Annotated in this window: 20 protein-coding genes; 11 read left to right on the top strand and 9 right to left on the bottom strand. The window is 62.6% G+C overall.

What is annotated here, in order from left to right; all coding sequences use genetic code 11:
* Positions 1-138 precede the first annotated feature (138 nt).
* The 6 genes from LN450_RS14300 to LN450_RS14275 all read right to left on the bottom strand — a co-directional run bounded on the left by LN450_RS14300 (position 139) and on the right by LN450_RS14275 (position 6,545).
* Positions 139-642, bottom strand: a complete 504-nt coding sequence (locus tag LN450_RS14300) for a hypothetical protein (protein WP_155270882.1) — start codon at positions 640-642, stop codon at positions 139-141.
* Between the two features lie 712 nt (positions 643-1,354).
* Positions 1,355-2,083 (bottom strand): Qat anti-phage system TatD family nuclease QatD, encoded by a 729-nt coding sequence (gene qatD, locus LN450_RS14295; RefSeq protein ID WP_011269864.1) that lies wholly within the window; start codon positions 2,081-2,083, stop codon positions 1,355-1,357.
* Positions 2,080-3,366, bottom strand: a complete 1,287-nt coding sequence (qatC, locus tag LN450_RS14290; protein ID WP_005916301.1) for a Qat anti-phage system QueC-like protein QatC — start codon at positions 3,364-3,366, stop codon at positions 2,080-2,082. Before qatC ends, qatD begins: the two co-directional genes overlap by 4 nt.
* Positions 3,363-4,139 (bottom strand): Qat anti-phage system associated protein QatB, encoded by a 777-nt coding sequence (qatB, locus tag LN450_RS14285; RefSeq protein ID WP_303046226.1) that lies wholly within the window; start codon positions 4,137-4,139, stop codon positions 3,363-3,365. The genes qatC and qatB overlap by 4 nt, the downstream gene beginning before the upstream one ends.
* 45 nt (positions 4,140-4,184) lie before the next feature.
* Positions 4,185-6,068 carry a KAP family P-loop NTPase fold protein gene (locus tag LN450_RS14280; protein ID WP_005916294.1) on the bottom strand — a complete coding sequence of 628 codons (1,884 nt, stop codon included), beginning with the start codon at positions 6,066-6,068 and terminating at the stop codon, positions 4,185-4,187.
* A 147-nt stretch (positions 6,069-6,215) separates the two neighbouring features.
* On the bottom strand, positions 6,216-6,545 hold the full coding sequence (locus LN450_RS14275) for a hypothetical protein (protein WP_005916287.1): 330 nt from the start codon (positions 6,543-6,545) through the stop codon (positions 6,216-6,218).
* 511 nt (positions 6,546-7,056) lie between these two features.
* On the opposite strand from LN450_RS14275, the gene amaB reads away from it, so the two are divergent.
* The 8 genes from amaB to LN450_RS14235 all read left to right on the top strand — a co-directional run bounded on the left by amaB (position 7,057) and on the right by LN450_RS14235 (position 15,474).
* On the top strand, positions 7,057-8,589 hold the full coding sequence (amaB, locus tag LN450_RS14270) for an L-piperidine-6-carboxylate dehydrogenase (protein WP_011347159.1): 1,533 nt from the start codon (positions 7,057-7,059) through the stop codon (positions 8,587-8,589).
* 494 nt (positions 8,590-9,083) lie between these two features.
* On the top strand, positions 9,084-9,368 hold the full coding sequence (locus LN450_RS14265) for a DUF4190 domain-containing protein (RefSeq protein WP_011347158.1): 285 nt from the start codon (positions 9,084-9,086) through the stop codon (positions 9,366-9,368).
* Between the two features lie 2 nt (positions 9,369-9,370).
* The gene (locus LN450_RS14260) at positions 9,371-10,138 is read left to right on the top strand and encodes a class I SAM-dependent methyltransferase (RefSeq protein ID WP_008571242.1); all 768 of its coding nucleotides are present in this window, start codon (positions 9,371-9,373) and stop codon (positions 10,136-10,138) included.
* Positions 10,139-10,143: 5 nt separating this feature from the next.
* Complete coding sequence (locus LN450_RS14255; protein ID WP_011347156.1) at positions 10,144-11,199, top strand: quinone-dependent dihydroorotate dehydrogenase; 1,056 nt, start codon at positions 10,144-10,146, stop codon at positions 11,197-11,199.
* Positions 11,196-12,248, top strand: coding sequence for a UDP-N-acetylmuramate dehydrogenase (gene murB, locus LN450_RS14250; RefSeq protein ID WP_011347155.1), 1,053 nt, complete (start codon positions 11,196-11,198; stop codon positions 12,246-12,248). The genes LN450_RS14255 and murB overlap by 4 nt, the downstream gene beginning before the upstream one ends.
* The gene (locus LN450_RS14245; protein ID WP_039418409.1) at positions 12,242-13,153 is read left to right on the top strand and encodes a DMT family transporter; all 912 of its coding nucleotides are present in this window, start codon (positions 12,242-12,244) and stop codon (positions 13,151-13,153) included. The genes murB and LN450_RS14245 overlap by 7 nt, the downstream gene beginning before the upstream one ends.
* A gap of 139 nt (positions 13,154-13,292) precedes the next feature.
* Complete coding sequence (locus LN450_RS14240) at positions 13,293-13,997, top strand: aspartate/glutamate racemase family protein (RefSeq protein ID WP_011347153.1); 705 nt, start codon at positions 13,293-13,295, stop codon at positions 13,995-13,997.
* A 193-nt stretch (positions 13,998-14,190) separates the two neighbouring features.
* Positions 14,191-15,474, top strand: coding sequence for an MFS transporter (locus LN450_RS14235; RefSeq protein WP_011347152.1), 1,284 nt, complete (start codon positions 14,191-14,193; stop codon positions 15,472-15,474).
* Here LN450_RS14235 and LN450_RS14230 read toward each other — a convergent pair.
* Together LN450_RS14230 and ispG are read right to left on the bottom strand one after the other, a co-directional pair.
* Positions 15,471-16,202 carry a phosphatase PAP2 family protein gene (locus tag LN450_RS14230; protein ID WP_008571247.1) on the bottom strand — a complete coding sequence of 244 codons (732 nt, stop codon included), beginning with the start codon at positions 16,200-16,202 and terminating at the stop codon, positions 15,471-15,473. The genes LN450_RS14235 and LN450_RS14230 overlap by 4 nt on opposite strands.
* Positions 16,183-17,448, bottom strand: a complete 1,266-nt coding sequence (gene ispG / locus LN450_RS14225; RefSeq protein ID WP_003481991.1) for a flavodoxin-dependent (E)-4-hydroxy-3-methylbut-2-enyl-diphosphate synthase — start codon at positions 17,446-17,448, stop codon at positions 16,183-16,185. The genes LN450_RS14230 and ispG overlap by 20 nt, the downstream gene beginning before the upstream one ends.
* Before the next feature lie 323 nt (positions 17,449-17,771).
* On the opposite strand from ispG, the gene LN450_RS14220 reads away from it, so the two are divergent.
* Both LN450_RS14220 and LN450_RS14215 read left to right on the top strand, forming a co-directional pair.
* Positions 17,772-18,998 carry an ATP-binding protein gene (locus LN450_RS14220; RefSeq protein WP_008571249.1) on the top strand — a complete coding sequence of 409 codons (1,227 nt, stop codon included), beginning with the start codon at positions 17,772-17,774 and terminating at the stop codon, positions 18,996-18,998.
* Positions 18,995-19,561 (top strand): response regulator transcription factor, encoded by a 567-nt coding sequence (locus LN450_RS14215; RefSeq protein WP_011347151.1) that lies wholly within the window; start codon positions 18,995-18,997, stop codon positions 19,559-19,561. Before LN450_RS14220 ends, LN450_RS14215 begins: the two co-directional genes overlap by 4 nt.
* Positions 19,562-19,741: 180 nt before the next feature.
* On the opposite strand, the gene LN450_RS14210 is transcribed toward LN450_RS14215, so the two are convergent.
* Positions 19,742-20,728 carry a cellulase family glycosylhydrolase gene (locus LN450_RS14210; protein ID WP_039419179.1) on the bottom strand — a complete coding sequence of 329 codons (987 nt, stop codon included), beginning with the start codon at positions 20,726-20,728 and terminating at the stop codon, positions 19,742-19,744.
* Positions 20,729-21,180: 452 nt separating this feature from the next.
* Here LN450_RS14210 and LN450_RS14205 point away from each other — a divergent pair, with 452 nt between their 5' ends.
* Positions 21,181-23,037 carry a putative bifunctional diguanylate cyclase/phosphodiesterase gene (locus tag LN450_RS14205; RefSeq protein WP_039419182.1) on the top strand — a complete coding sequence of 619 codons (1,857 nt, stop codon included), beginning with the start codon at positions 21,181-21,183 and terminating at the stop codon, positions 23,035-23,037.
* The last annotated feature ends 184 nt before the right edge of the window (positions 23,038-23,221 follow it).

The following is a 23,221-nucleotide window of genomic DNA, read 5'->3' as shown; positions in this document are numbered from 1 at the left end:
CCAAACCAAACCGGGTCAAGCATTTCAAGCACAACCGGCTCTTGGTCTTCATCAAAACGATCAACGACAGCGATAGCTCTGGGATCAAAGTTCATCTTCGAACTTTGCCCAATGGCGAAGCGCATCGTCAATGCGGGGCTACAACCTTCTTGGCTGACTTTTACCTTGTGCGAACAGGGTCTCGCTTTCAAGCCATTCTCGCTCAGCCTCATGAAGGAGATTGGCAAACGCGCGCAAATATTGTTGTGGCCTATCGATGTTGAATTGATCTTCAACGCATACGTCGCGAAGTTCTAAGATCGAGATCTCAATGCCGGCCTTTGGAACGTCAGTCCATAGGTCATCGGCCACTTTGAACGCCGAACGCCAGTCAGAGCGTGAGAGGACAGACCAAGGCCAGGGAGACGGCGTGGCGACTTCTGGCAAGATCGCTTCGCTCTCCACCCAGCGTTGAAGAGAAAAGCGTGCTTGCCCGCCTTGCCCAAACGCCTGATCGATCAACGCCCTAGCACAGATTTTCTGCCAGGCGAATTGGCGCTGCTGGCGGCACCATGCCCGCCAAAGCTCTCGTTCTGATCCAAAAATACAGTGCCCGTTTCCTACCCGGTAAAGTCGCGAGCCATTGATCACAGTCAGTGACAAACACTCCTTCCCGCACACCATGCGCCGATCCAGTCGAGCACCTTGTTCTTCGAAGTAGGCGTCCAGCGAATGAGGCTTAGTATTTCGCCGAATCGAATGTCGAGCCGCCGCCATGGAGGATGGCACTCTACTCCCAACATCGTTCGATCCGTACATTCACCACCTCCACCCAGAAACCTAGGGCGAAAGTGGGGCCTGTCAATGGTGCTTTAATCACTCCCGCCCGGCTGCGCCAGCTGTTCATGGAGAAGCGCGTTCAGCGATTGCCCCGCCCTAATGCACCGATCCGAAAATTCATTGGTATTGTCGATCGACCACACGTGGCCATGACGAAATAGCCGCTGAGCCCGATCAGGAGCCGTGCCGGGCCTGGCGTGAAGCAGCCCGTTTCGCAGCTCCCACGACAGCTCCAAACTCCTCTGCTAACGGAAGGATGGGTTCACCCAGCACTTTGTTAGATAGGTCTCTCGCAAGCTTCTTCAAGTTACCGGCCGTCATGCTTGCCGTATTATTCCTCGGCTTGATCGCCCCACAAATTCTCCCACTATGTGCAAGACAAAAAGATGCTTCGGAACTCCATGCGTTTGCATTTATGGATCGTCATGACTAGGACTGATCCCCAAGAATCTTGTTGGCACTGATCAGATTTTAGCGCTTGCGAATAAATGCGTAGAGATCCTCGTAAACCCAGCTAAAAGTTAGATTTGGCTCCCTATGATTCGCCAATCTGCTTCAAGTTTGCTTTCAGGCGTGTTGCAGCGGCTTGCTCATTGACCTGCCAAATCTCAGCAAGGCTAACCACAGCCTGCGCGGCCTCCCAGGGCCAAATCGACCGAGAATCCATCTTAGCAAAAGGTCCGTCCGACTCAGTAAGAATACGGTCCTGCGGTATAGCCGCAGCAAGTTTTCTACCTTTCTCGCCGCGCAGCATTGCAGGCCCAACGCTAAACCAGCACCCCATCTCGACTGCGCGATCCAGCTCGCGTTGAGTGCCTGAAAACCAATGCAGGATCGGAACACCTGATTTTGGATGCTTTTCAAGCATATCCAAGACCGCCTTTGTGGCCCTCCTGCTATGCAGAGACATGACCCTACCATCAACCCCCTCGCACAAATCCAAAATTTGTTCGAACACAGCCAGTTGCGTATGCCAGTGCTGTTTCAACTCCGGACTGCCGTCCAATCCGATCTCTCCGACATATCTCACTCGACCTATGAGCTTCTCAAATAACGGCAGCTCAAACTTCCTTTCGTGCGCAATCTGCGGGTGCAAGCCTAGGCTGGTACGTATACGAGGGGCAGCGCCAGCCAGGGCAGAAGTTCCTTCCCAAGCTGACGGCGTTGTGGTTACTGACAAAACATACAAACCTCTCTCGACGCATTGCGATACAACCTGACGAGGGTCGGCATACAAGTCTAGGTGGCAGTGAAAATCGATCAATGCAACCCTACCGATTGATGCAGCGCCATCAATTCACCAAGCCCTCTCTGTATCACATCTCGAAGAGGTGCTCGTGGCCCCGCATGCGGGTAAGACAATGCGGAACGCAGCCATGCTTCCAAACCTTCGCTATTGACTCGCGAGATGGCCATTGCAACCGATCTCACATCATCGAAATGCGCGTAATCCGCTTCTCGACGGCCAATGTCCTTGAAGACGTAATCGGTAGGATCTGGCTGCCCCCAGGCCAGGTAGGCTGAACGACGAATTTGACATGGAATACAACGCCCGCATTGATTGTATCCATATCGACGATAGCGTCCGCAGCTTACGGAAGACGCTGCCAAATTACGTAATAAATCCTGATCTGCGCACTCGCGCGACATCTCACCCTTCGTTTTGTGCTGATATGGGTTAATCAAATTGACGCGCAAACCTGCGGCATCTAGCACTGACTGAACGCCATGAAGGAACTCTGGATGAGCTGTCCTGGTGCTCAGACTGCCAAGCCGCGTCCCTGTCAGTGGCGGATTGAGTGCAATGAAACCATTCTCACAGATGAACAACGGAACTTGCGCCCCATCCTGGTAAGCCTGCAAAGAGGTCGCAGCTAGAACTCCGAATGCCAGAAAGATGATCGACCGAGCACGCTGTGATGGTTCTCGACTCCCATCAGAAGGCGGGCTCGCATTGTGATTCAGAGGGAGATGTTTGAAACCTACGGCCTCAGCAAAACTGTGCTGATTGTGGCCATCGCCAGGCACTGTATTGCTGACCGCGATTGATCGACGCCCCGATTCAGCGAGGTCAATAGCACCGATTAGACTATCCATCCCCCCCGAGAGCAGACACACGCTGTCTTCAGTCGGTCGGAACAGTTCGTCCGGAGGATCAGGACGCCGCCCTTCGCCAACAAACTCCAACGTCCAGAGGTCTGTCGACAAGAACCGAAGCGCCGCTTCGATTGTGTGCGCCTCGGAGTTCCAGAAATCTGGCTCCCCAACTGCTGTTATCAAATCGATTTGGCGAGTCCAGCCATCAGGACTTCCCGCCCTATGAACACTAAGATCCGCCACGACGACAGAGAGGGCAAGCGAAAGAAAGTCCCATGCTCTTGGAGCAGGCGCATATCGCAAACGCTGTATTCGTGTCTCGATGGCCGCGCCTGCACTCCCAACAGAGCGAGCCCCATCAGCGTGCCGATCTGGCTGACCGTAGAGAATTAGTTGAAGATCGGAGACAGCTGGCACTGCAACGCCCCGAGGGGCAGAGAAGATTTTCATTCCATGTATCCCTCGAAAACTTCAAAAGTGTCCCTGAGCGCTTCTCTTACCGCTTGCGACACGTTCGCATCCGTCAGCCCTCTCCCAGACTCGCGTAGCTTACGAAACGACGCGGACACTGTTTGCCTCACGTAGTCTTTGACCTCCTTCAAACGGGCAAGCCCCTCACTAACCGTGGGAGCGTTGTCTTGAATATGCTGGCCGACATCTAGCTCAAAGCGTTGAAAAACGTCGTATGCAACGAATCGTTCAATCGCGAACTCTCGTTGGTCCATCGACAGTTCCATCAGATCTGCATCCTGATATTGCGTCAGCAAGTCGGTAAGAGCGTCTCGGATGGCCGCGCGTGAAGCTTCGGCATCTTGTGTTCCATCGACGGGTCGAACCGCATCTACTACACGATCCATCACCTCTTCGGCGGATCTACCCGTCAGGAGAGATCGTTCAAGAAGCGTGCCTGTCTGCGCGAAACCACCAGCGCCTAGACCTGCCAGCGCATTGCCGAGCGCATTTGCAGTGCTGCCAGTGCTACTCATACGGCGGGACGCTGTTGCAGCTCCTCCATAGCCAGAGCGCACATAGTGTTTGACGGCTCGTCTTAAAGAGCGGCCATCGCCGTTTCTAGCAAAATCCCCCAGGTTCCGGCGCACACCCGTCCATCGCTGGGGCTGCGCTTGCGGCGACGGAGCGTCCGGTTCAGGTGGGGTGCCTGGTGGAGGTGCAGGTGTGTCGCCACCGCCAGCGGGAGGCGCATCGGCCCAGGGTGGAATCATTGGCCCGCTGGCGGGTGGTCCGCCGCTACTTTGAGAAGTGCCCATCTACTTGACTGTCCTTGTTTTTATGGCTGCCTTTACAGGCTTACTCGTGTCCCCAGCGTCCCAAGCGCCGAATACGTCTTTCGCCCAAGAGTAATCTGCGATTCTCGGAATGATGTTCGGACGGATCTGAGCTACAGGTCGATCTCGCAGAAACGCAGCTAGGCGCGCTCCCAGCGCAGGGTCGGACTCAGCCAGCGCCACGGCAGATTCAAGAATGGCAGGAACGCCCCATTCCTGCTCCTGGCGCGCCTTCTCTAACACGCGATCCATTAGCACGGTCGTCTCTGCCCGAGCTAAGCCAGATAGGCGCGCCTTCAAGCTGCCTGCCATCTCCGGCTGAGTAAGCAAAGCGGTGAGAACTTCGGCGGCATCCGACGACAAGCGGTCCTCGGGTGAGATTAGCGGCGCATGCTCACGACTTACGTAGAGAGCCCCACGCAAATCAATATCTGATAGTGCAGGAGGCAGTCGCAACCACTCTTCGATGAACGGCGCCTTCCAGGGATCTTGAAGAGCAAACTCGGCACCTGCAATTGCGGATTTTTCCCACTCCGCGAGGAACGCTGGCTTTCCGTTGTCGCTGGTGCTCACCTTGGACACCAAATCTGCGAAAGCCTTACTGTCCCCCAGCCGCTCAAACAACATCAGCTTGGCCAATACTGCTTCGTCAACACCAACGCCTTGCGCGTTGGAAATGGCCATCCGGATGGAGAGTGCGTTTAGAAAGCGCTTGATCAGACGTGGGTTGCCCAAAATTCCCGATGCGCCAACCATCAAGGGCGCGAGCCGGTCAGCCGTGTCTAGCTTACCGACAAGTTCTCCTGGCAAATCCGGATGCAGACCTGCAACGAAACCTCGATCCACCCGATTGCCCTGCCATGTCTTCCGCAATTGCTCGCATACACCCAAACGGATCTTATTCTTATCTTCTTGATCCAAGCTACTGTTGTCTACGAACAATAGCATCATGTAAGCGCGAACTTCCTGGGTGCCCAAAGGTGGAACGCGGATGGGAACCTGAATCAGTTTATCGAAATAGTTGATGACTAGGTCATCGGTGATGCCGTCAAAGTGGCGCCTGACGGCGTGCTTGATCATGCCATCATCCGCTGCAATCACGAATGCGGTGTGGCGAAGAAATAGAAACAATCGGATTGCTTCTAAGGTAGAGATCGTCGTCGGCGGTAAGCACCGATCGAGATCGTCTATCAGAACAACCAGCGTAATTCCTAGCTCTTCTAGCGCCTGTTCAAAGCTGTTGCGTAGCGCTTGAATTTCCTTTGGTGGCGAGATTTCGAGTCGAGGGTCCAATAGACCAGCGACTTCCTTTCCTGCCTTCTTGACTGCTTTATCGGCAGCCTTCAACTCATCCTCGTTGACTCCATCGGCCATATCCCCGGCAGTATTGAACACCCCGCCAAGAACGCCAATTGGCGGCAACCCCAATGTCAATGCCGCCACATCGGTCGCCACGAGCTTGCCAAGGCGAAGCCACCGGATCCTCTTGACGAATTCCGTGACCTTATCCCCCGCCGTCTCACGCTTCTTGGCTTCTTCCGCAAGTTTATCCGCGATGACATCCATGAGTGCAGCACGCGCGTCATCATAGCCTTGGTACAGCCACGCATTGAATTCAACGACGACGAATTCTCTATCGCCTTCCTGTCTCGGCCGGGCGGAGAGCGAGGCATGGGTAAGCTTAATCATAGAAGACTTGCCCACACCCCATGATCCCGATACCCCAATCGATACTGGGCGCCCGTTGGCCTGCGCGATGATCTCTGCAACCGTATCTGCGATTCCAGAGAAGTTAAGAAAATCTCTCTCTGTCTCGTTGTCAGCCCACATGTCCACCTCAACCTTAGAAAATTCAAAGATGTTCAATGACTATTGGAAATTGGCGAGACAACCCTTCCTGTTATTCGCAAATTACTGCTTCAACTTGCGGATCGTCTTGCATGCAAGCAAGCGTCAGACAGACGATTCAAGTTCGCGCAGGCGTAAATGTGCGTACGAAAGATGATGACCTTGCTAGCGCATAAGTTCATAGCGTTGAGCGCGTGATCTGGCCTCAGCCTCCTGATAGCGAAGTTCCCTCAGCACCCGCGCCGTAGCCTCCCCCAGCTCATCGGCCAATGCCTGCTCGCCAATGGCCCCCATCACTTGTTCCCAGAAACCTGCCGCCCGCACGAAACCCAGACGCGGCCCAATGGCGGATCGTCGTCGCGAGGATGAAGGAGTGATGATGGGGGCAACCGGCTGAGGTGCGGGCGCTGGATCCAAGATCTCGGCCAACGCTTCAAGGGGCATCTGGATCAATCCGTCGATCTTGCGGGCGCCCGGATAGCGCCCTGACTGCATCCCTTCACGCACGCGCTGCACCACCCCTCTCGTGCTCTGACCACGAAGCACATGTGCGACCTCTTCGGGCCGAAGTGCATATCGCTGCGGATACAACTCTCGAAGCGTTTGAAGCGCGCTTGCAGACATGTGCGATGGGCCATCCCTAGACTCATTACAACTGTCTTATAGCGCAGCCTAGGAGACCTTGGAAGCCGTGGCAATGCTGTGGCGAACAAGCGCTGTTAGAAGCTGCTTTAGGTTGTCTAGACCTGCGTCGCGCCCATTGAGTGGTCAGCCGTAGGCCTTATGAAACAGTAGGTTAGACCAGATAAAGGTAGACCCTCAATTTCCCCTCTTCCTTAGGAGGGGGACGCTCTATCCAGCTGAGCTACGGGGCCAAGGGCGGCATTGTCGCACGATCGTTGCGATTGCCAAGCCGGTAGGTGGCCGGCGGAGCCTGCTAAAATCGCCGGCTACCGTGTTGCGGATGGCTCGGCCACCGCGACCGCCACTGTTTCCAGGAGATCCCATGTCCGCTGACCTGCTCAAGGCACTCGACCTCGCTGCGTCCAATTCCGGCACCTATCTTGGCGAGGCGACCTGGTCGCAGGCCGCCGGCGCCGGGTTGCTGCAGCCGCTCAATCCGACCACCAACGCGGTGATCGCCGAGGTGCAGGCCACCACGCCGGAAGACTACGAGCTGATCGTCCAGCGCGCGCAGGCAGCCTTCAAGGTGTGGCGTACCACGCCGGCGCCGCGTCGCGGTGAGGCCGTGCGCCTGTGCGGCGAGGCGCTGCGTGCGCACAAGGATGCGCTCGGTTCGCTGGTGGCGCTGGAAATGGGCAAGAGCAAGCCAGAAGGCGACGGCGAAGTGCAGGAGATGATCGACATCGCCGACTTTGCCGTGGGCCAGAGCCGCATGCTCTACGGCTACACCATGCATTCGGAGCGCCCCGGCCACCGCATGTACGAGCAGTACCAGCCGCTGGGGCTGGTGGGCATCATCAGCGCGTTCAACTTCCCGGTGGCGGTGTGGGCCTGGAATGCGTTTTTGGCGGCGATTTGCGGCGATATCTGCATCTGGAAGCCGTCCAACAAGACGCCGCTGACCGCGATTGCGACGATGAAGATCTGCAACGCGGCACTGAAGGACGCCGGCTTCCCGGACATCTTCTTCCTGATCAACGATGCCGGCACGGCGCTGTCGGAAAAGCTGGTCGAAGACACCCGCGTGCCGCTGATCAGCTTCACCGGTTCGACCCAGATTGGCCGCGTGGTGGCAAAGAAAGTCGCCCGTCGACTGGGCCGCTGCCTGCTGGAACTGGGCGGCAACAATGCCATCATCTTGGACGAAACCGCCGATCTGAAGCTGGCCATCCCGGGCATCGTGTTCGGTGCCGTCGGCACTGCCGGGCAGCGCTGTACCACCACGCGCCGCCTGATCGTGCACGCCTCCATCTATGACACCGTGCTGGCGACGCTGGTCAAGGCGTACAAGCAGCTCGACAGCAAGATCGGCGACCCCACCGACCCGGCAAACCTGATGGGCCCGCTCAACAGCCAGGGCGCCGTTGCGCAGTTCCTGGACTCGATCGCCAAGGCCAAGGCGGCCGGCGGCACCGTCGAAGTGGGCGGCACGGCGATCGATCGCCCGGGCAACTTCGTGCTGCCGGCCATTGTCACGGGGCTGCAGAACAGCGACGCAGTGGTGCAGCACGAGACCTTCGCGCCGATCCTGTACGTGATGAAGTACAGCACGCTGGATGAGGCGATCGAGCTGCAGAACGGCGTGCCGCAGGGCCTGTCGTCGTCGATCTTCACCCAGAACCTCAAGGCCGCCGAGAAGTTCCTGTCGGCGGCAGGCAGCGACTGCGGTATCGCCAACGTCAACATCGGCACCTCGGGTGCGGAGATCGGTGGCGCGTTCGGCGGCGAGAAGGAAACCGGCGGCGGGCGCGAGTCTGGCTCGGATGCGTGGAAGGTGTATATGCGTCGTCAGACCAACACCATCAACTACTCCGATTCGCTGCCCCTGGCGCAGGGCATCAAGTTCGATCTTTGATCGAGATTGCATGGCGCGCCGGGCATATGCTCGGCGCGCCGCATGGTCGCAACGAGCCTGTTGCAGCGGCCCGCGCTGCGTAGCCGACGCACACAATCCGGTGGTTCTCGCCATCGCAGCGGCAGTGGCAGCCAGGAAGCGCCGGCGGCGGCAGGCGACGTTCGCCGATCCGGCTCTGTGCAACGTACGCCACCTCTGCACGGGGCGCAGCGTCCGCCGGCGATACAACGCAGGCGCCCCGTGGCACCGGCCCGGCTTGAACCCGCCGGGCCACATGGCGCCCGTTCGGCACCACCGACAGCCAGCGTCCGGCAGGACGCGTCTCGACGGGCATGACCACGCCCTACCCGCACGAGCAGCCATTTCAGCCGCTCCCGCCCGCAAAACCAGCCCCGCAACGACGTTTGGCCGCAAACGGCACGCCTTTTGCCCGGCGGCTCTGGGATAATCATGCGACGCCAGCCTTCGGCTGCCCGCCCTTCAAGGAGTTCATGATGAACGTTGTCGTTCGACAGACCAGCGCCATGGCGATCGTCAGCCTGGTTGCGGGCATTCTCGGCTGGACGCTGATCCCGTTCCTGGGCAGCATCTGCGCCATCATTACCGGGCATCTGGCCCGCGCGGAAATCCGCCGCAATCCCCAGGGTCTGGACGGCGACGGCCTGGCCATCGGCGGCCTCATCATGGGCTGGCTGGCGGTGGCGCTCTGGGTGGTGGGAATCGCGTTTTTCCTGCTGTTCTTTGGCGGCATGGCCTGGCTTGCGGCCGCCAACAGTTGAGCATGGCCACGCCCTCCTCCGCCCAGCGCTTCAACGACCGCGTGGCCGCCTACGTGCGCTACCGGCCCAGTTACCCGCCGCAGCTGCTGCGTTGGCTGCATGACGAACTGGGCGTAACGCCCGCAACGGCAGTGGCCGACATCGGCGCCGGCACCGGCATTTCCAGCCGCCTGTTTCTGGAAGCCGGGCATGCGGTGACGGCGGTGGAGCCCAACCAGGCCATGCGCGACGCGGCGCTGCAGTGGTTGGCGGAATTTCCCAAGTTTCAGGCGATCGACGGCACCGCCGAAGCCACCGGGCTGGCCGATGCCAGCGTGGGCCTGGTGTCTGCGGCGCAGGCCTTCCACTGGTTCGACATGCAGGCCGTGCACGCCGAATGGGCGCGCATCCTGCAGCCCGGCGGGCTGGCGGTGGTGTACTGGAATTCGCGCGAACTGGACAGCACCGCGTTCCTGCGCGGCTACGAGCAGTTGCTGCTGGATTACGGCACCGACTATTCCGCAGTGGCCGAGCGGTATCAGGACGATGCCACCATGCAAGCGTGGTTCGGCGATGGCTTCTGCGCGATGGCGCGCTTTCCGAATGTGCAGCGGCTGGACTTCGAGAGCTTGCGCGGCCGCCTGCTATCGTCCTCGTACGCCCCGCTTGCGCACGACCCACGTCATGCCCCGATGCTCGCCGCACTCCGCACGTTGTTCGATGCATATGCGCACGATGGGCTGATCGACTTCCAATACCAAACCCGCGTGTTCGCCGGGAGATTGAACTGACCCGCATGTATTCGCTTGCCCGCCCCTTCCTATTTTCCCTGGATGCCGAGCGCGCCCACGCGCTGGCGTTGCGCTCCATCGACACCGCCTACCGCACCGGCACCACGGCATTGCTGGCCAGGCGCCCGGTGCCGCTGCCCACTCCGGCCTTCGGCCTGATATTCCCCAACCCGGTCGGGCTGGGTGCCGGGCTGGACAAGAACGGTGAGCACATCGATGCGTTGTTTGCGCTGGGCTTCGGCTTTGTCGAGATCGGCACGGTGACGCCGCGCGCGCAGGAGGGCAACCCGAAGCCACGCATGTTCCGATTGCCGGAATACCAGGCGGTGATCAACCGCATGGGCTTCAACAATCTGGGCGTGGATGCGCTGGTGGCCAACGTGCAGCGCGCACGCCGCACGGGAGGCCTGCTCGGCATCAACATCGGCAAGAACAAGGACACGCCCAACGAGGAGGCCACCAGTGACTACCGTTACTGCATGGAGCGCGTGTATCCGCTGGCCGACTACATCACGGTCAACATCTCCTCGCCCAATACTGCGGGCTTGCGCGAGTTGCAGGAAGAACAATCGCTGCGCCGTCTGATTTCCGACTTGCGCGAAACCCAGGAAGTGCTAAGCGCGCCACACGGCAAACGGGTGCCGATGCTGGTCAAGGTGGCGCCGGACCTCAACGACCGCGACATCGATGCCGCCGCACGCGTGCTGGCCGACCTGGCAGTGGATGGCGTGATCGCCACCAACACCACGGTGACGCGCACGCTGGTGGCCAATCACCCGCTGGCTGCCGAAGCCGGCGGTCTGTCCGGCGCGCCGCTGCTGGGGCAATCCACGCTGGTGCTGCGGCGCCTGCGCGCGCGCCTGCCCGAATCGATTCCGTTGATTGGCGTGGGCGGCATCAACTCCGGCGCCGATGCGGTGGCCAAGATGGCAGCCGGTGCGAGCCTGGTGCAGTGCTACAGCGGGTTGGTGTATCGCGGCCCGCAGCTCATCGGCGAATGCGTCAACGCCATCCGACGCCGTCGCGAAGCACCCAGCGGCGGTGCGGTGTCGCCGTTATGAGCGATGCAGTGCACACAGGCTGGCAGCTGAGCGAACAGGCGCCGCTGCGCGCGCTCAACACCTTCCATGTGGAGGCCACCGCGCGCTGGTTGCTCAACGTCCACGCGCCCGAGGCATTGCCGCAGGCATTGGCCGCGCCCGAGATCGCCGGACAACCGTTGCTGGTGCTGGGCAGCGGCAGCAATGTCTTGCTAGCCGGCGATCCGCCCGGCTGCGTGCTGTGCTTCGACAACCGCCAGACTTCCATCATCGCGCACCGTGCCGACCACGCCATCGTGCGGGCCGGCGCCGGCGTGAACTGGCATGCGCTGGTGCTGTACTCGCTGCAGCAGGGCTTGTCGGGGCTGGAAAATCTGGCACTGATTCCGGGCACCGTGGGCGCCTGCCCGATCCAGAACATCGGCGCGTACGGCGCGCAGGTGGGCGACTTCATCCACGTGGTGGAAGCCTTCGACCGGCATAGCCAGCAGTTCGTGCGGCTGGATGCGGCCGACTGCGCGTTCGGCTACCGCGACAGCGTGTTCAAGCAGCAGCCCGAGCGTTATCTGATCGTGGCGGTGGAATTCAATCTACCGCTGCTGCACGAACTGCGACTGGACTACGCCGGCATTCGCGAGGAACTGGCGCGCATGGGCGCCGAACTGGCGGGCGCGGCCGATGTGGCGCAGGCGGTGATCAACATCCGGCGCCGCAAGTTGCCGGACCCGGATGTGCTGGGCAATGCGGGCAGCTTCTTCAAGAACCCATTGCTGCCGAGCGAACAGATTGCCGCCTTGCAGGCCAGCTTTGCCGACATGCCGGTGTATCCGGGCGAGCAGGCCGGCCAGGGCAAATTGTCGGCCGCCTGGCTGATCGAGCAATGCGGCTGGAAAGGCAGGCGCGAGGGCGATGCCGGCGTGTCGCCCGAGCATGCGCTGGTGCTGGTCAATTACGGCACCGCCACGGGCGCGCAGTTGCTGGATTTCGCGCGGCGCATTGCCGAGTCGGTGCGCGAGCGCTATTCGGTGATCCTGGAACCGGAACCGCGCATCATCGGGGCGCATTGGTGACCCCAGCGCAGTTATCGCGGCGAGCCGCGCTGTGGATGCTCACCAGTACCTTCGCCTTCGGGTTGATGGCAATCACCATCCGCCTGGCCTCAAGCACGATTGCGACGACCGAGATCGCATTTTTTCGCAATGCGTTCGGGTTGCTGGCGTTGTTGCCGTTGATCGTGCGGCCGGGCAAGCCGCTGCCGCGCACGCGACAATTGCCGCAGTATTTCGCCCGCACCTTGATCGGCCTGGCCTCGATGCTGTGCGGGTTTTGGGCGATCGGCCATCTGCCCCTGTCGCAGGCCATCTCGCTCTCCTACTCCACGCCCTTATTCGTCACCGTGCTGGCCGTGGTGTGGCTGCATGAGCAGGTCCGGCTGCGGCGCTGGCTGGCGGTGGCGGCGGGTTTTATCGGCGTCCTGGTGATCCTGCGACCCGGCTCGTCCACGTTCACGCCCGGCTTGCTGATTGCGCTGTTGGCTGCGGTCATCAGCGCCATCGTCGCGATCCAGATCAAACAGCTCTCGCGCAGCGACGACTCCGACACGGTGGTCTTCTACACCTACGTGTTCTGGGTGCCGATGTCGCTGATTCCGGCGCTGTTCCAATGGAACTGGCCGCAGGGCATCGGCTGGGTATGGCTGGTGGCCACCGGCATCTTCGGCACCGCCGGGCAGTTGTTCTGGACGCGCGCACTCAAGCTGGGCGAAGTCTCTGCGTTGCAGCCGATCAGTTTCATGCAGCTGCCGTTGGTGGCGTTGCTGGGTTGGTGGCTGTTCGGCGAGGCGATCGAACGCCACACCGTGATCGGTGCGGCCATCATCATCGGCGCCAATGTCTATATCGCCCATCGCGAAACGGTGCTGGCGCGTCGCGCCGCTACGCATGCACCAGTGGAAGGCGCCAAGCCGGGCGAGTGAACCCGGCATCCCGACCTGCCTGGGCATGATCGCGAATACATCTGGTCCGGACGCCGACATACACTCCAGTCCCAAGCGCAGCGCACGCTGCGTGGCGTAGCTCTGGCAACCTCATCCGCTGTCGTATCATGGAGTTCGCATGCCGGTTCCAAGCAAGACAATCGGTTTGATCGGTGGAATGAGCTGGGAATCCACGCTGCCCTACTACCGCATCATCAATCAGCGCGTCCGCCATGCATGCGGCGGCCTGCATTCGGCGAAGCTGCTGCTGTATAGCGTCAATTTCCACGAGATCGAGCGACTGCAGCACACCGGCGATTGGGATGGCGCTGGCCAGGCGATGGCAGCAGCCGCGCGTGCGTTGCAGGCAGCAGGCGCCGACTTCATCGTGCTGTGCACCAACACCATGCACTGCGTTGCCGACGCGATTACCGCCGCGACGCCACTGCCGCTGCTGCATATCGCCGATGCCACCGCCGACGCGCTGGTCGCAGCGGGCATCAGCCGGGTCGGATTGCTGGGCACGCGCTTCACCATGGAGCAGCCGTTCTATCGCCAGCGCCTGCAGGCACGCGGCCTGGACGTGCTGGTGCCGCCGGCGGAGGCACGCGCACAACTGCATCGCGTGATCTACGACGAACTCTGCCAGGGCGTGATCAAGCCCCAATCGCGCGAATACTTCTGCAAGGTCATGGGGGAGCTCGGCCAGCACGGTGCGCAAGCGATCATCCTGGGCTGCACCGAGATTTCGCTGCTGGTGGACAGCACCGATGCGCAGTTGCCGTTGTTCGACACCACCGCACTGCACGCCGAGGCAGCGGCGCTGGTGAGCGTATCCGGCTGATGCGCAGCGAACGCCCGAACGCGCGCGGTAACCGAAGCCCGCAGGCGTGTTTGCGCCAGGCCTGATGGGTGCCATCGGCAATTGATTGGCGAAACGGCGTAGCGACGGCCCCGCCCGGCAGCTAGCATTGCCTGCTCGGCGCATCAGCAGGCTTCAATGGCAATGCGCGCCACCCGCGACAGGATGCGACTGCATGACCACCCATGCCCCACCGACGCAGCTCACCCGCAGCGATTACAAAACCCTGGGCTTGTCCGCGCTGGGCGGCGCGCTGGAGTTCTACGATTTCATCATCTTCATTTTTTTCGCGAAGGTGCTGGGCGAGCTGTTCTTTCCGCCCGGTATTCCGGAGTGGACGCGGCAACTGCAGACATTCGGCATCTTTGCGGCCGGCTACCTGATCCGGCCGTTGGGCGGCATTGTGATGGCGCATTTTGGCGATCTGCTTGGTCGCAAGCGCATGTTCGCGCTGAGCATCGGATTGATGGCGCTGCCCACACTGGCCATCGGCGTGCTGCCGACCTACGCGCAGATCGGCCTGGCCGCGCCGCTGCTGCTGTTGACGATGCGCCTGCTGCAGGGCGCAGCCATCGGTGGCGAAGTGCCCAGTGCGTGGGTGTTCGTGGCAGAGCACGTCCCCGCGCGGCGCACAGGGCTGGCCTGCGGCACCTTGACCGCTGGCCTGGCTGCCGGCGTGCTGCTTGGTTCGCTGAGTGCCGGCGCACTGAATCGTGCGTTTTCTCCGGAGGAAATCGCCGAGTACGCCTGGCGCCTGCCGTTTTTGGCCGGCGGCATCTTCGGCCTGCTGTCGGTGTACCTGCGGCGATGGCTGCATGAAACGCCGGTGTTCGCCGAACTGGTCGCCATGCGCGCGTTGGCGCGCGAGACGCCACTGAAGGTGGTGCTGCGCGATCACCCGCGCAGTCTGGCAATGTCGCTCTGGCTGACCTGGGTGATCGCCGCTGCAGTGCTGGTGGTGTCGCTGATGACACCCACGCTGCTGCAGAGTGCGTACGGCTATCCGGCACCGGTGGCATTGCAGGCCAATCTTCTGGCAGTGCTGCTGCAGGCGATCGGCTCGGTGGTGGCCGGGGCACTCTCGGACCGTTGGGGCAACGGGCGTGTGCTGCTGGCCGGCAGCGTGCTTCTGGGTATCAGCGCATGGCTGTTCTACCGCTTTGCGGGCGACCCGCGCCTGCTGTTTCCGCTCTATGCCCTGCTCGGCACTGCGCTGGGCGTGCTGGGTGCAATTCCGCGCGTGATGGTCGAGGCGTTTCCACCGGTGGTTCGGCTGTCCGGCGTGTCGTTCGCCTACAACCTGGGCTATGCCGTATTCGGCGGCCTGACTCCGCTGCTGGTGGTGATGCTGCTCAAGCAGCACCCGATGGGGCCGGCGTACTACGTCATCTTGCTGGCTTCCATCGGCGCCATGGTTGGCGCCCGGTTATCGCAACGGGAGCGGATCGGCCGCGGTTAATCGGCAAACGGCACACGCCCGGGCTGCTCCGCCACCGCTCCAGCCGGCGTGCGCCAATGCGGCCGCCGCGCGCCGCGGAACATCACCAGATACAGCCCGACCACCCATACCAGCGCGGCCGACCAGCCGCCCAGGATGTCGGACGGGTAATGCACGCCCAGATAGATGCGCGAGATGCCCACCAGCAGCGCGAACACGCTGGCGACAATGGTCACCGGCCAGCGCCAGCGCGTGTTCCAGGCCAGCGCGATGACCACCGCTGCCAATGTCATCGAGCCCATCGCGTGGCCGCTGGGAAAACTGAACGTGCTCTCCGGCGCGATCGATTCCCACAAGCTGGGGCGATCGCGCTGGAAAAACTGCTTGGCGCCCATGTTCAACAGCGCCGAGCCGCCGAATCCCAGCGCGGCAAACGTGCCCTCGCGCCAACGCTGCAAGACCAGCAACACCAGCACGATGGCGATATCGGCCGGAATCACGCCGTACTGGTAGCCCGCCTTGGAGATCGCACCAAAGAACGCATCCAGGCCGGGCGTGGCGATGCTGCGCATGCTCCACAGCAGCGGCTCGTCGAAGTAGACATTTTCCAGCGCGTGGACTTCATCGGCCAGGTCCACGAACAGCCCGAGCGGCAGCAGCACCCCGGCAAACAGCAACGCCATGCGCCACGCATTGCTACGCAACCATCCCTTGAACCCGGCCGGCGATTCAGCCGGCGCGGCGGACATAGGTACGTTCGACGTATTGATCGATCAATTCGATGAATTCGTAGGCGATGTTTTCGCCGCGCAAGGTGACGCTCTTTTCGCCATCGATGAACACCGGTGCCGACGGTGCCTCGCCCGTGCCCGGCAGCGAAATCCCGATATTGGCGTGGCGCGATTCGCCCGGCCCGTTGACCACGCAGCCCATCACCGCCAGGGTCATGTTTTCCGCGCCGGGGTTGGTGATCTTCCATTCCGGCATCTTGGCGCGCACATGGTTCTGCACCACGCCGGCCAGCTCCTGGAAGAACTCGGAGGTGGTGCGGCCGCACCCCGGGCAGGCGGTGACCATCGGGGTAAACGCACGCTGGCCGGTGGTCTGCAGCAGTTCCTGCGCCACCACCACTTCCTGGGTACGCGACTGCCCAGGCTCGGGCGTCAGCGAGATGCGGATGGTGTCGCCGATGCCTTCCTGCAGCAGCACGCTCAGTGCCGCCGCCGAGGCCACGATGCCCTTGCTGCCGATACCGGCCTCGGTCAGGCCAAGATGCAGCGCGAAATCGCAGCGGCTGGCCATGTCGCGGTACACCGCGATCAGCTCCTGTACGCCGGACACCTTGGCCGACAGGATGATGCGCTCGCGCGGCAGGCCCAGCTCCACCGCACGCTCGGCCGAATCCACCGCCGAGCGGATCAGCGCCTCGCGCAGCACCCGGCCGGCGTCCCACGGGGTGTCGCGTTGCGAGTTTTCGTCCATCAGCTGCGCTGCCAGCGACTGGTCCAGCGAGCCCCAGTTGGCACCAATGCGCACCGGCTTGCCGTACTTGATGGCGAACTCGATCAATTGACCGAACTGCAGATCCTTCTTCTTGCCGAACCCGACATTGCCCGGATTGATGCGGTACTTGGCCAGCGCCTCGGCACAGGCCGGCTCGGCAGCGAGCAGTTGATGGCCGTTGTAATGGAAGTCGCCGATCAAGGGCACTTCGATGCCCATCATGCGCAGCTTGTCGACGATGCGCGGAATGGCGGCAGCGGACTCGGCATTGTTGACGGTCAGGCGCACCATTTCCGAGCCGGCGCGCCACAGATCGGCGACCTGCTTGACGCTGCCGGCGATGTCGGCGGTGTCGGTGTTGGTCATCGACTGGACGACGACCGGATGGCCCCCGCCCACGGTCACGCTGCCGATCTTGACGGCCTGGGTGATGCGACGCGGCCAGGCGGTGGCGTCGGCGGGAGGGGTTGGGCGGGTCACGGCGTCATGCATCGCGCTATTTTAGCCTGTCCGCCGTGCGCTCACAGCTGAAGCGAGAGGCGCACCGATCTCTAGAGCGTGTGATGTACGTTGAGGTGAGTGCGAAGCGTCCGGTGGCGCGTCGAGACAGGGCGTGCGCTGCGGCCCAGGATGGCCGCCTGGGCAAGGCGCGCAACGCGGTATCGGCGCGCCACAGGACGCTTCCCGGAGGGTTGGCCGCCAGCGGAACGCAGCGGGCGGCCAACGCATCTCATCTCAACGTGCATCACACGCTCCAGGCCGATGCGACGGTTTGTCGCAGGCCACCATCTTCCCAAGCGCATAGCATTGCCGTGATGAACAGCTCCGACGCTTCCTTCCTGCGGACCCTCTGCAGCCTGCGCTGGCTGGCCACCGCCGGCCAGGCCGCCACCATCCTGGTCGCCACCGGGCTGATGGGCCTGAACCTGCCGCAGCAACCCCTATGGGCCGGCGTAGCCGCGTTGGCGGTCTTCAACCTGTATGCGCAGCTGCGTGTGGCGCACCGCGGCGCGGTGAGCCCGGCCACCGAGTTCGGCCACATCCTGGTCGACGTGACGGTCCTGACCTGGATGGTGGGCTGGAGCGGTGGCATCGCCAACCCGTTCGGTTCGTTGTTCCTGGTGCTGATTGCGCTGGCCGCATTGGCGCTGCCGCTGAGCTGGGCGATGGCGGTGGCGGCATCGTGCGTGGCCGGCTATGTGATCAGCGCAGCGTTCGGGCTGCCGCTGCCTTATGGCGGCTTCGACCCGCTCAGCCTGCACATGTGGGGCATGGCGGCCAACTTCCTGCTGTCCACCGTGGTGGTGCTGGCGTTCGCGACACGGCTGGCTTTTTCCATGCGCGAGCGCGAACGCGAGATCTCCACCTTGCGTGAGCGCTTTGCGCGCAACGAAGGCATCGTGGCGCTGGCCACGCACGCAGCGTCGGTGGCGCACGAATTAAACACGCCGCTGGCCACCATGACCCTGCTGGTGGACGACATCGCCGACCAGTGCGAGCAAGGCGAATTGCGCGAAGACCTGGATACCTTGCGCGAGCTGCTGGTGCAGTGCCACGAACGCGTCCTGGCCTTGGCGGCACCTGCCGACAACGGCCATCTGAGCCGCGAGGTGGCCGTGAAAGAAGTGCTGGAACAATGGCGCCTGGTGCGCCCCACCATCGAACTGCGCCGCAACGAGGACGCGCCCATGCGCCTGATGCTGCAGCCCGGCGTCAGCCACCTGCTGATGGTGTTGCTCAACAACGCCGCCGATGCGGGCGAACGTGTCGGGCGCCCGCAGATCGATCTGACGCTGCGGGTGGAACACGACCATCTCAGCGGCGAAGTACGCGACTACGGACCCGGCTTCGACACCGCGCAAGCGATGCTGCCGGGCACGCTGTTCAATAGCGGCAAGCACGACGGCATGGGCGTGGGGTTGGCGCTCTCGCATGCCACTGTCGAACGCCTGCAGGGCGAGTTGTGGATGCTGCCCGCCGAAGGCAGCGGCGCGCGCGTCGGTTTCCGTCTGCCCCTCTCCGACCACGAGGCACTCGCATGACAAGTCCCCCGATCCGTACCGGTCTGCTGGTCGACGACGACACATTGTACCTGCGCACGCTGCAACGCAGCCTTGCACGCCGCGGCGTGGAAACGCTCACCGCCACCGATGCAGCCAGCGCGTTGTCCACGGCACGCAGCGCGATGCCGGATTTTGCATTGATCGATCTCAAGCTCGGCCACGATTCCGGTTTGAGCCTGATCCAGCCGCTGCGCGAGATCCGCACCGACATGCGCATCCTGCTGGTCACCGGTTACGCCAGCATCGCCACGGCGGTGGAGGCGATCAAACTCGGCGCCGATGACTACCTGCCCAAGCCGGCCAATATTCCCACCATCATGCGCGCGCTGGGCGAAGAGGATGACGAGTTGCCAGAGCCGGACGAAGAAGAAAGCGCACAGGAAATGATGACGCCGCTCAGCCGCTTGCAGTGGGAGCACATCCAGCAGGCGCTGCACGAAACCGGCGGCAACGTGTCGGCGGCCGCGCGCCTGCTGGGCATGCATCGCCGATCGCTGCAGCGCAAGCTGACCAAGCGCCCGAGCCCGGGGCCGTTACGCTAGCCGTCCCGCCCTGTCGCCGAACCCCACGCGGCATGGACGCTGGGTGGGGAGGCTGACAAGGACGCACATGCAAGCGCGTTCCGCGCCCGTGTGCCGGCCCTGAGCGGCCCGCAGACCGACCGCGTTGCAGTGCCCTTGTGCGTGCCGAAAAACTACCGCGGCCGACTGCAGGACTTCATCTCACAACGGGCCGAACACGCTTGCCCGACGCGAGGTTGCTGTGATGCCGTCGGCGCCCAGGATCAAGTTGCGCCCCCAGGTGCTCAGTTGTGCCGCATTCCAGCCGATCGCGATATCCAGCGACTTCGTGCTGCTGTCGTTGCCCGACCATGACCAGCCCATGTAGCCAACGTTGTAGTCGCGCGCGCGGCGCATGATCGCCGCTTCGTCCACATGCGCGCCGCGATGGTCGCCACCGAATTCGCCGATCACCAGCGCCAGCTTTTTATCGTTGAAGGCGCGCAAGTAATTGTTGATCGTGGCATCGCTGCCGAACACTTCGTACATGTGCACGCTGAACATCAGGTTGCGACGGCTGTCGCGGGCCAGCAGCACAGCGGCGTTGTCGCGCATGTAGAACTGCCAGTCCTGTCCCCAGTTGGGCGCATCCACCATCAAGGCGTGGGTCAATCCATTCTTGCGCAAGGTGGCGATGGCGGTGGCATGGCCGTTGACCCATTCGCTGGCAGTCAGGCTGTTGCCGAACGGTTCGTTGGCGATATTGATGACCACATGGTCTTCGTTGCCGATCAGCGCCTTGCGGATGCCGACCCAGTAATTGGTCGCATTGACCAGATTCGCAGCGGCGGTGTCTTCGCCGTAGCCGGTGGTGTCGTGGACCTCCAGCACGGCGATCAAGCCCAGGCTCTTGCAGCGCGCGATGATGCGGACCACATCGGCCTCCGGTGTGCGCGTCCAGCGGTAGCCGGAACTGAGCACGACGCGCACGCTGTTGGCGCCGGTGGCCGCGATGGCTGCCAATGCCGCATCGGTGCGGCCAGCATACCAGGCATGCGGAAGGTTGACGCCGCGCAGCACCAATGCGTTGCCATTGGACTCGCGCAACTGCGTACCGGACACCGTGAGCCCTGCGTGGGCGGCAGACGACAGCGCCAGACCGGCGACGACGAAGAGCGTGCGTTGTGCAAAAGACAGCAATGAATTCACGATGATTCCAAAATATAAATGACAAGAGCCGCGATGGCGAAGCTCACAGAGCGAGTGAAGACTGCGTCAATTCGTGACACGCATAAGGCGAATGCACATCACAAAAGCAAACATCGGCCAAAGAGCATTGGTCGCATGCGCGATGCAGATGGTTGCGTGGCGTCGGCACCGCTGCGGTCAAAAGGTGATCGGCAGCGCACGCGGGATATTTAGGCGCTGCCACCGGACGACACCTGCGCCATGCGTCAGTGTTAGACACGCATTCCAGCCCCGGCAGACGGCGCACGGCCTGCGACAGCGCCGCGCAGATGACCTTGGAATCGCGTGCGCCGCACGTCTGGCGCGGACACGGCACTGTTCATGCGTCCCAATGCGGCCTGGGCCGCGTGCTGCAACTGAACGGCGCCAATCATCGCCAATCAAGGGATCACGCTTCAGGCCGATACGAGCGCATGCCTTCCCTGCCTGCCTCTGTCGCGTCTCTTCTTCCGCCCACGCTCGACGAGTCCACCCGGCTCGAGGTGCTGCGCGGCCTGTGCCTGCTGGATTCGCCGCCAGACCCGGTGTTCGACACCGTGGCCGCCATGGCCGCGCGCAGCCTGGACGCGGAAATTGCGTTGGTATCGCTGGTGGACGAGCACCGCCAGTGGTTCAAGGCACGCATTGGCCTGGAAGCGCGCGAAACGCCGCGGAGTCAGGCGTTCTGCGCGCATGCGATCCGCTCGGACGAAGTGATGGTGGTGCCGGATGCGCGGCTGGATCCGCGCTTTTGCGACAACCCGCTGGTGATGGGGCCGCCGTTCATTCGCTTCTATGCCGGCGCACCGCTGAAGCTGCGCGATGGCCATAGCATCGGCACCTTGTGCGTGATCGGCACCAGCCCGCGCCCCGGGCTGGATGCAGCAGCGATCACGCAGCTGGAAGGCCTGCGCGACCTGGCCGTGCTGCGCGTGGAAAACCTGCGCAGCACCACCTACCGCGATGGTCCGACCGGGCTGCCCAACCGCGCGCGCTTTAGCGAAGACCTGGATACCTGGCTGTCGCAACGCGACACTGCACCGGCCACCACGGCGGTGGCCATCGATGTCTGCGGCAGCGATTATTTCCGCGATATGGTCAAGGCGCTGGGCTGGGAATACGCAGACGGCTACGTCGCCCTGGCACAGCGTCGCCTTGCCGCCTATCTGCCCGGCGGCACCCTGTTGTATCGGTTGGACCCGACGACCTTCGGCTTCCTGGCGCAGGCGGAAGGCCAGCGTCTGGCCACGCTATGCACCAAGGTCGCCAAGGCGTTCACCGAGCCCTTGGAACATCAGGGCATTCCGCACACCGCGGTGGCTTCGATCGGCGCGGTCTCGCTGCAGTCCAGCTACGGCGCCGCCGATACCATCCGCTCGCTGACCACCTCGGTGGATATTGCGCGCGAGCGCTGCCTGCCGTGGAGCCTGTACGAGCGCAAGCACGATGTTGCCCAGCGCAATACCTTCCGCCTGCTCGCCGCCCTGCCCGCGGCCCTGGACAGCGCCAGCCAGCTGCGCCTGCACTTTCAACCGCGCGTGGATCTGCACGACCACCGCTGCGTCGGCGTGGAAGCCTTGCTGCGCTGGCAGCACCCGATGATCGGCCCGGTGGTGCCGTCGGATTTCATTCCGATGGCCGAGAAAACCGCGCTGATCAACCGCATTACCGCCTGGGTCATCGACAACGGCATCGCGCAGGCAGCGCGCTGGCAGCAGCAAGGCCTGGACTTCAACCTGGCCCTGAACGTGTCGGCCGCCGATCTGGATCGCCCCGGCTTTGCCGGCCTGCTGCGGCGCGGCCTGGATCGTCACAAGCTGGACCCGCGCCGGCTGGAAATCGAATTCACCGAAAGCGCGATGATTCGCCACCCCGACCATCTGGCCGAACAACTGGCCACCATTGCAGCGCTGGGCGTGCATATCGCCATCGACGACTTCGGCACCGGCTACAGCAATTTCAGCTATCTCAAGCAGCTGCCGGCCAGTTCGTTGAAGATCGATCAATCCTTCATCCGTTCGCTGCCGGACAGCCGCACCGACCGCACCCTGGTGCCGGCGATGATCCAGCTTGGCCACAGTCTGGGCCAGCGCGTGGTGGCCGAAGGCATCGAATCGGCGGAAGCGTACGCGCAATTGCGCGCCTGGGGCTGCGACGAAGGCCAGGGCTACTGGATCGCCAAACCGATGCCGGCCGCCGCGCTGGAAACCTGGCTGGAAACGCCGTGGCACGAGCAACATGCCGCGCCGGTCAACCTGCTTGCCGCCAGCTTGGCCGCGGCGCGCGTCTAGGCGCAGCCAGCACACCAACCGCGTCCACCACTCGGCGGCGCAGGCGGTACTTGAGTGGCATCTGCCACGCGGGCGCAGTGGCTGCTGCGGGCCATCCAAACGCGCTTGACGAGGGCGCGCGCCGCCGAAACGGCAGGCTGCCAACGCAGCGCGGCGCGACACCGAGGTGCCGCGCCGCGCTGCG

Source organism: Xanthomonas euvesicatoria pv. euvesicatoria, from assembly GCF_020880415.1.
GTDB classification, from domain to species: Bacteria; Pseudomonadota; Gammaproteobacteria; order Xanthomonadales; family Xanthomonadaceae; genus Xanthomonas; species Xanthomonas euvesicatoria.
Note: the sequence above shows the minus strand (reverse complement) of the source record. Positions and strands in the feature narration are given on the sequence as shown.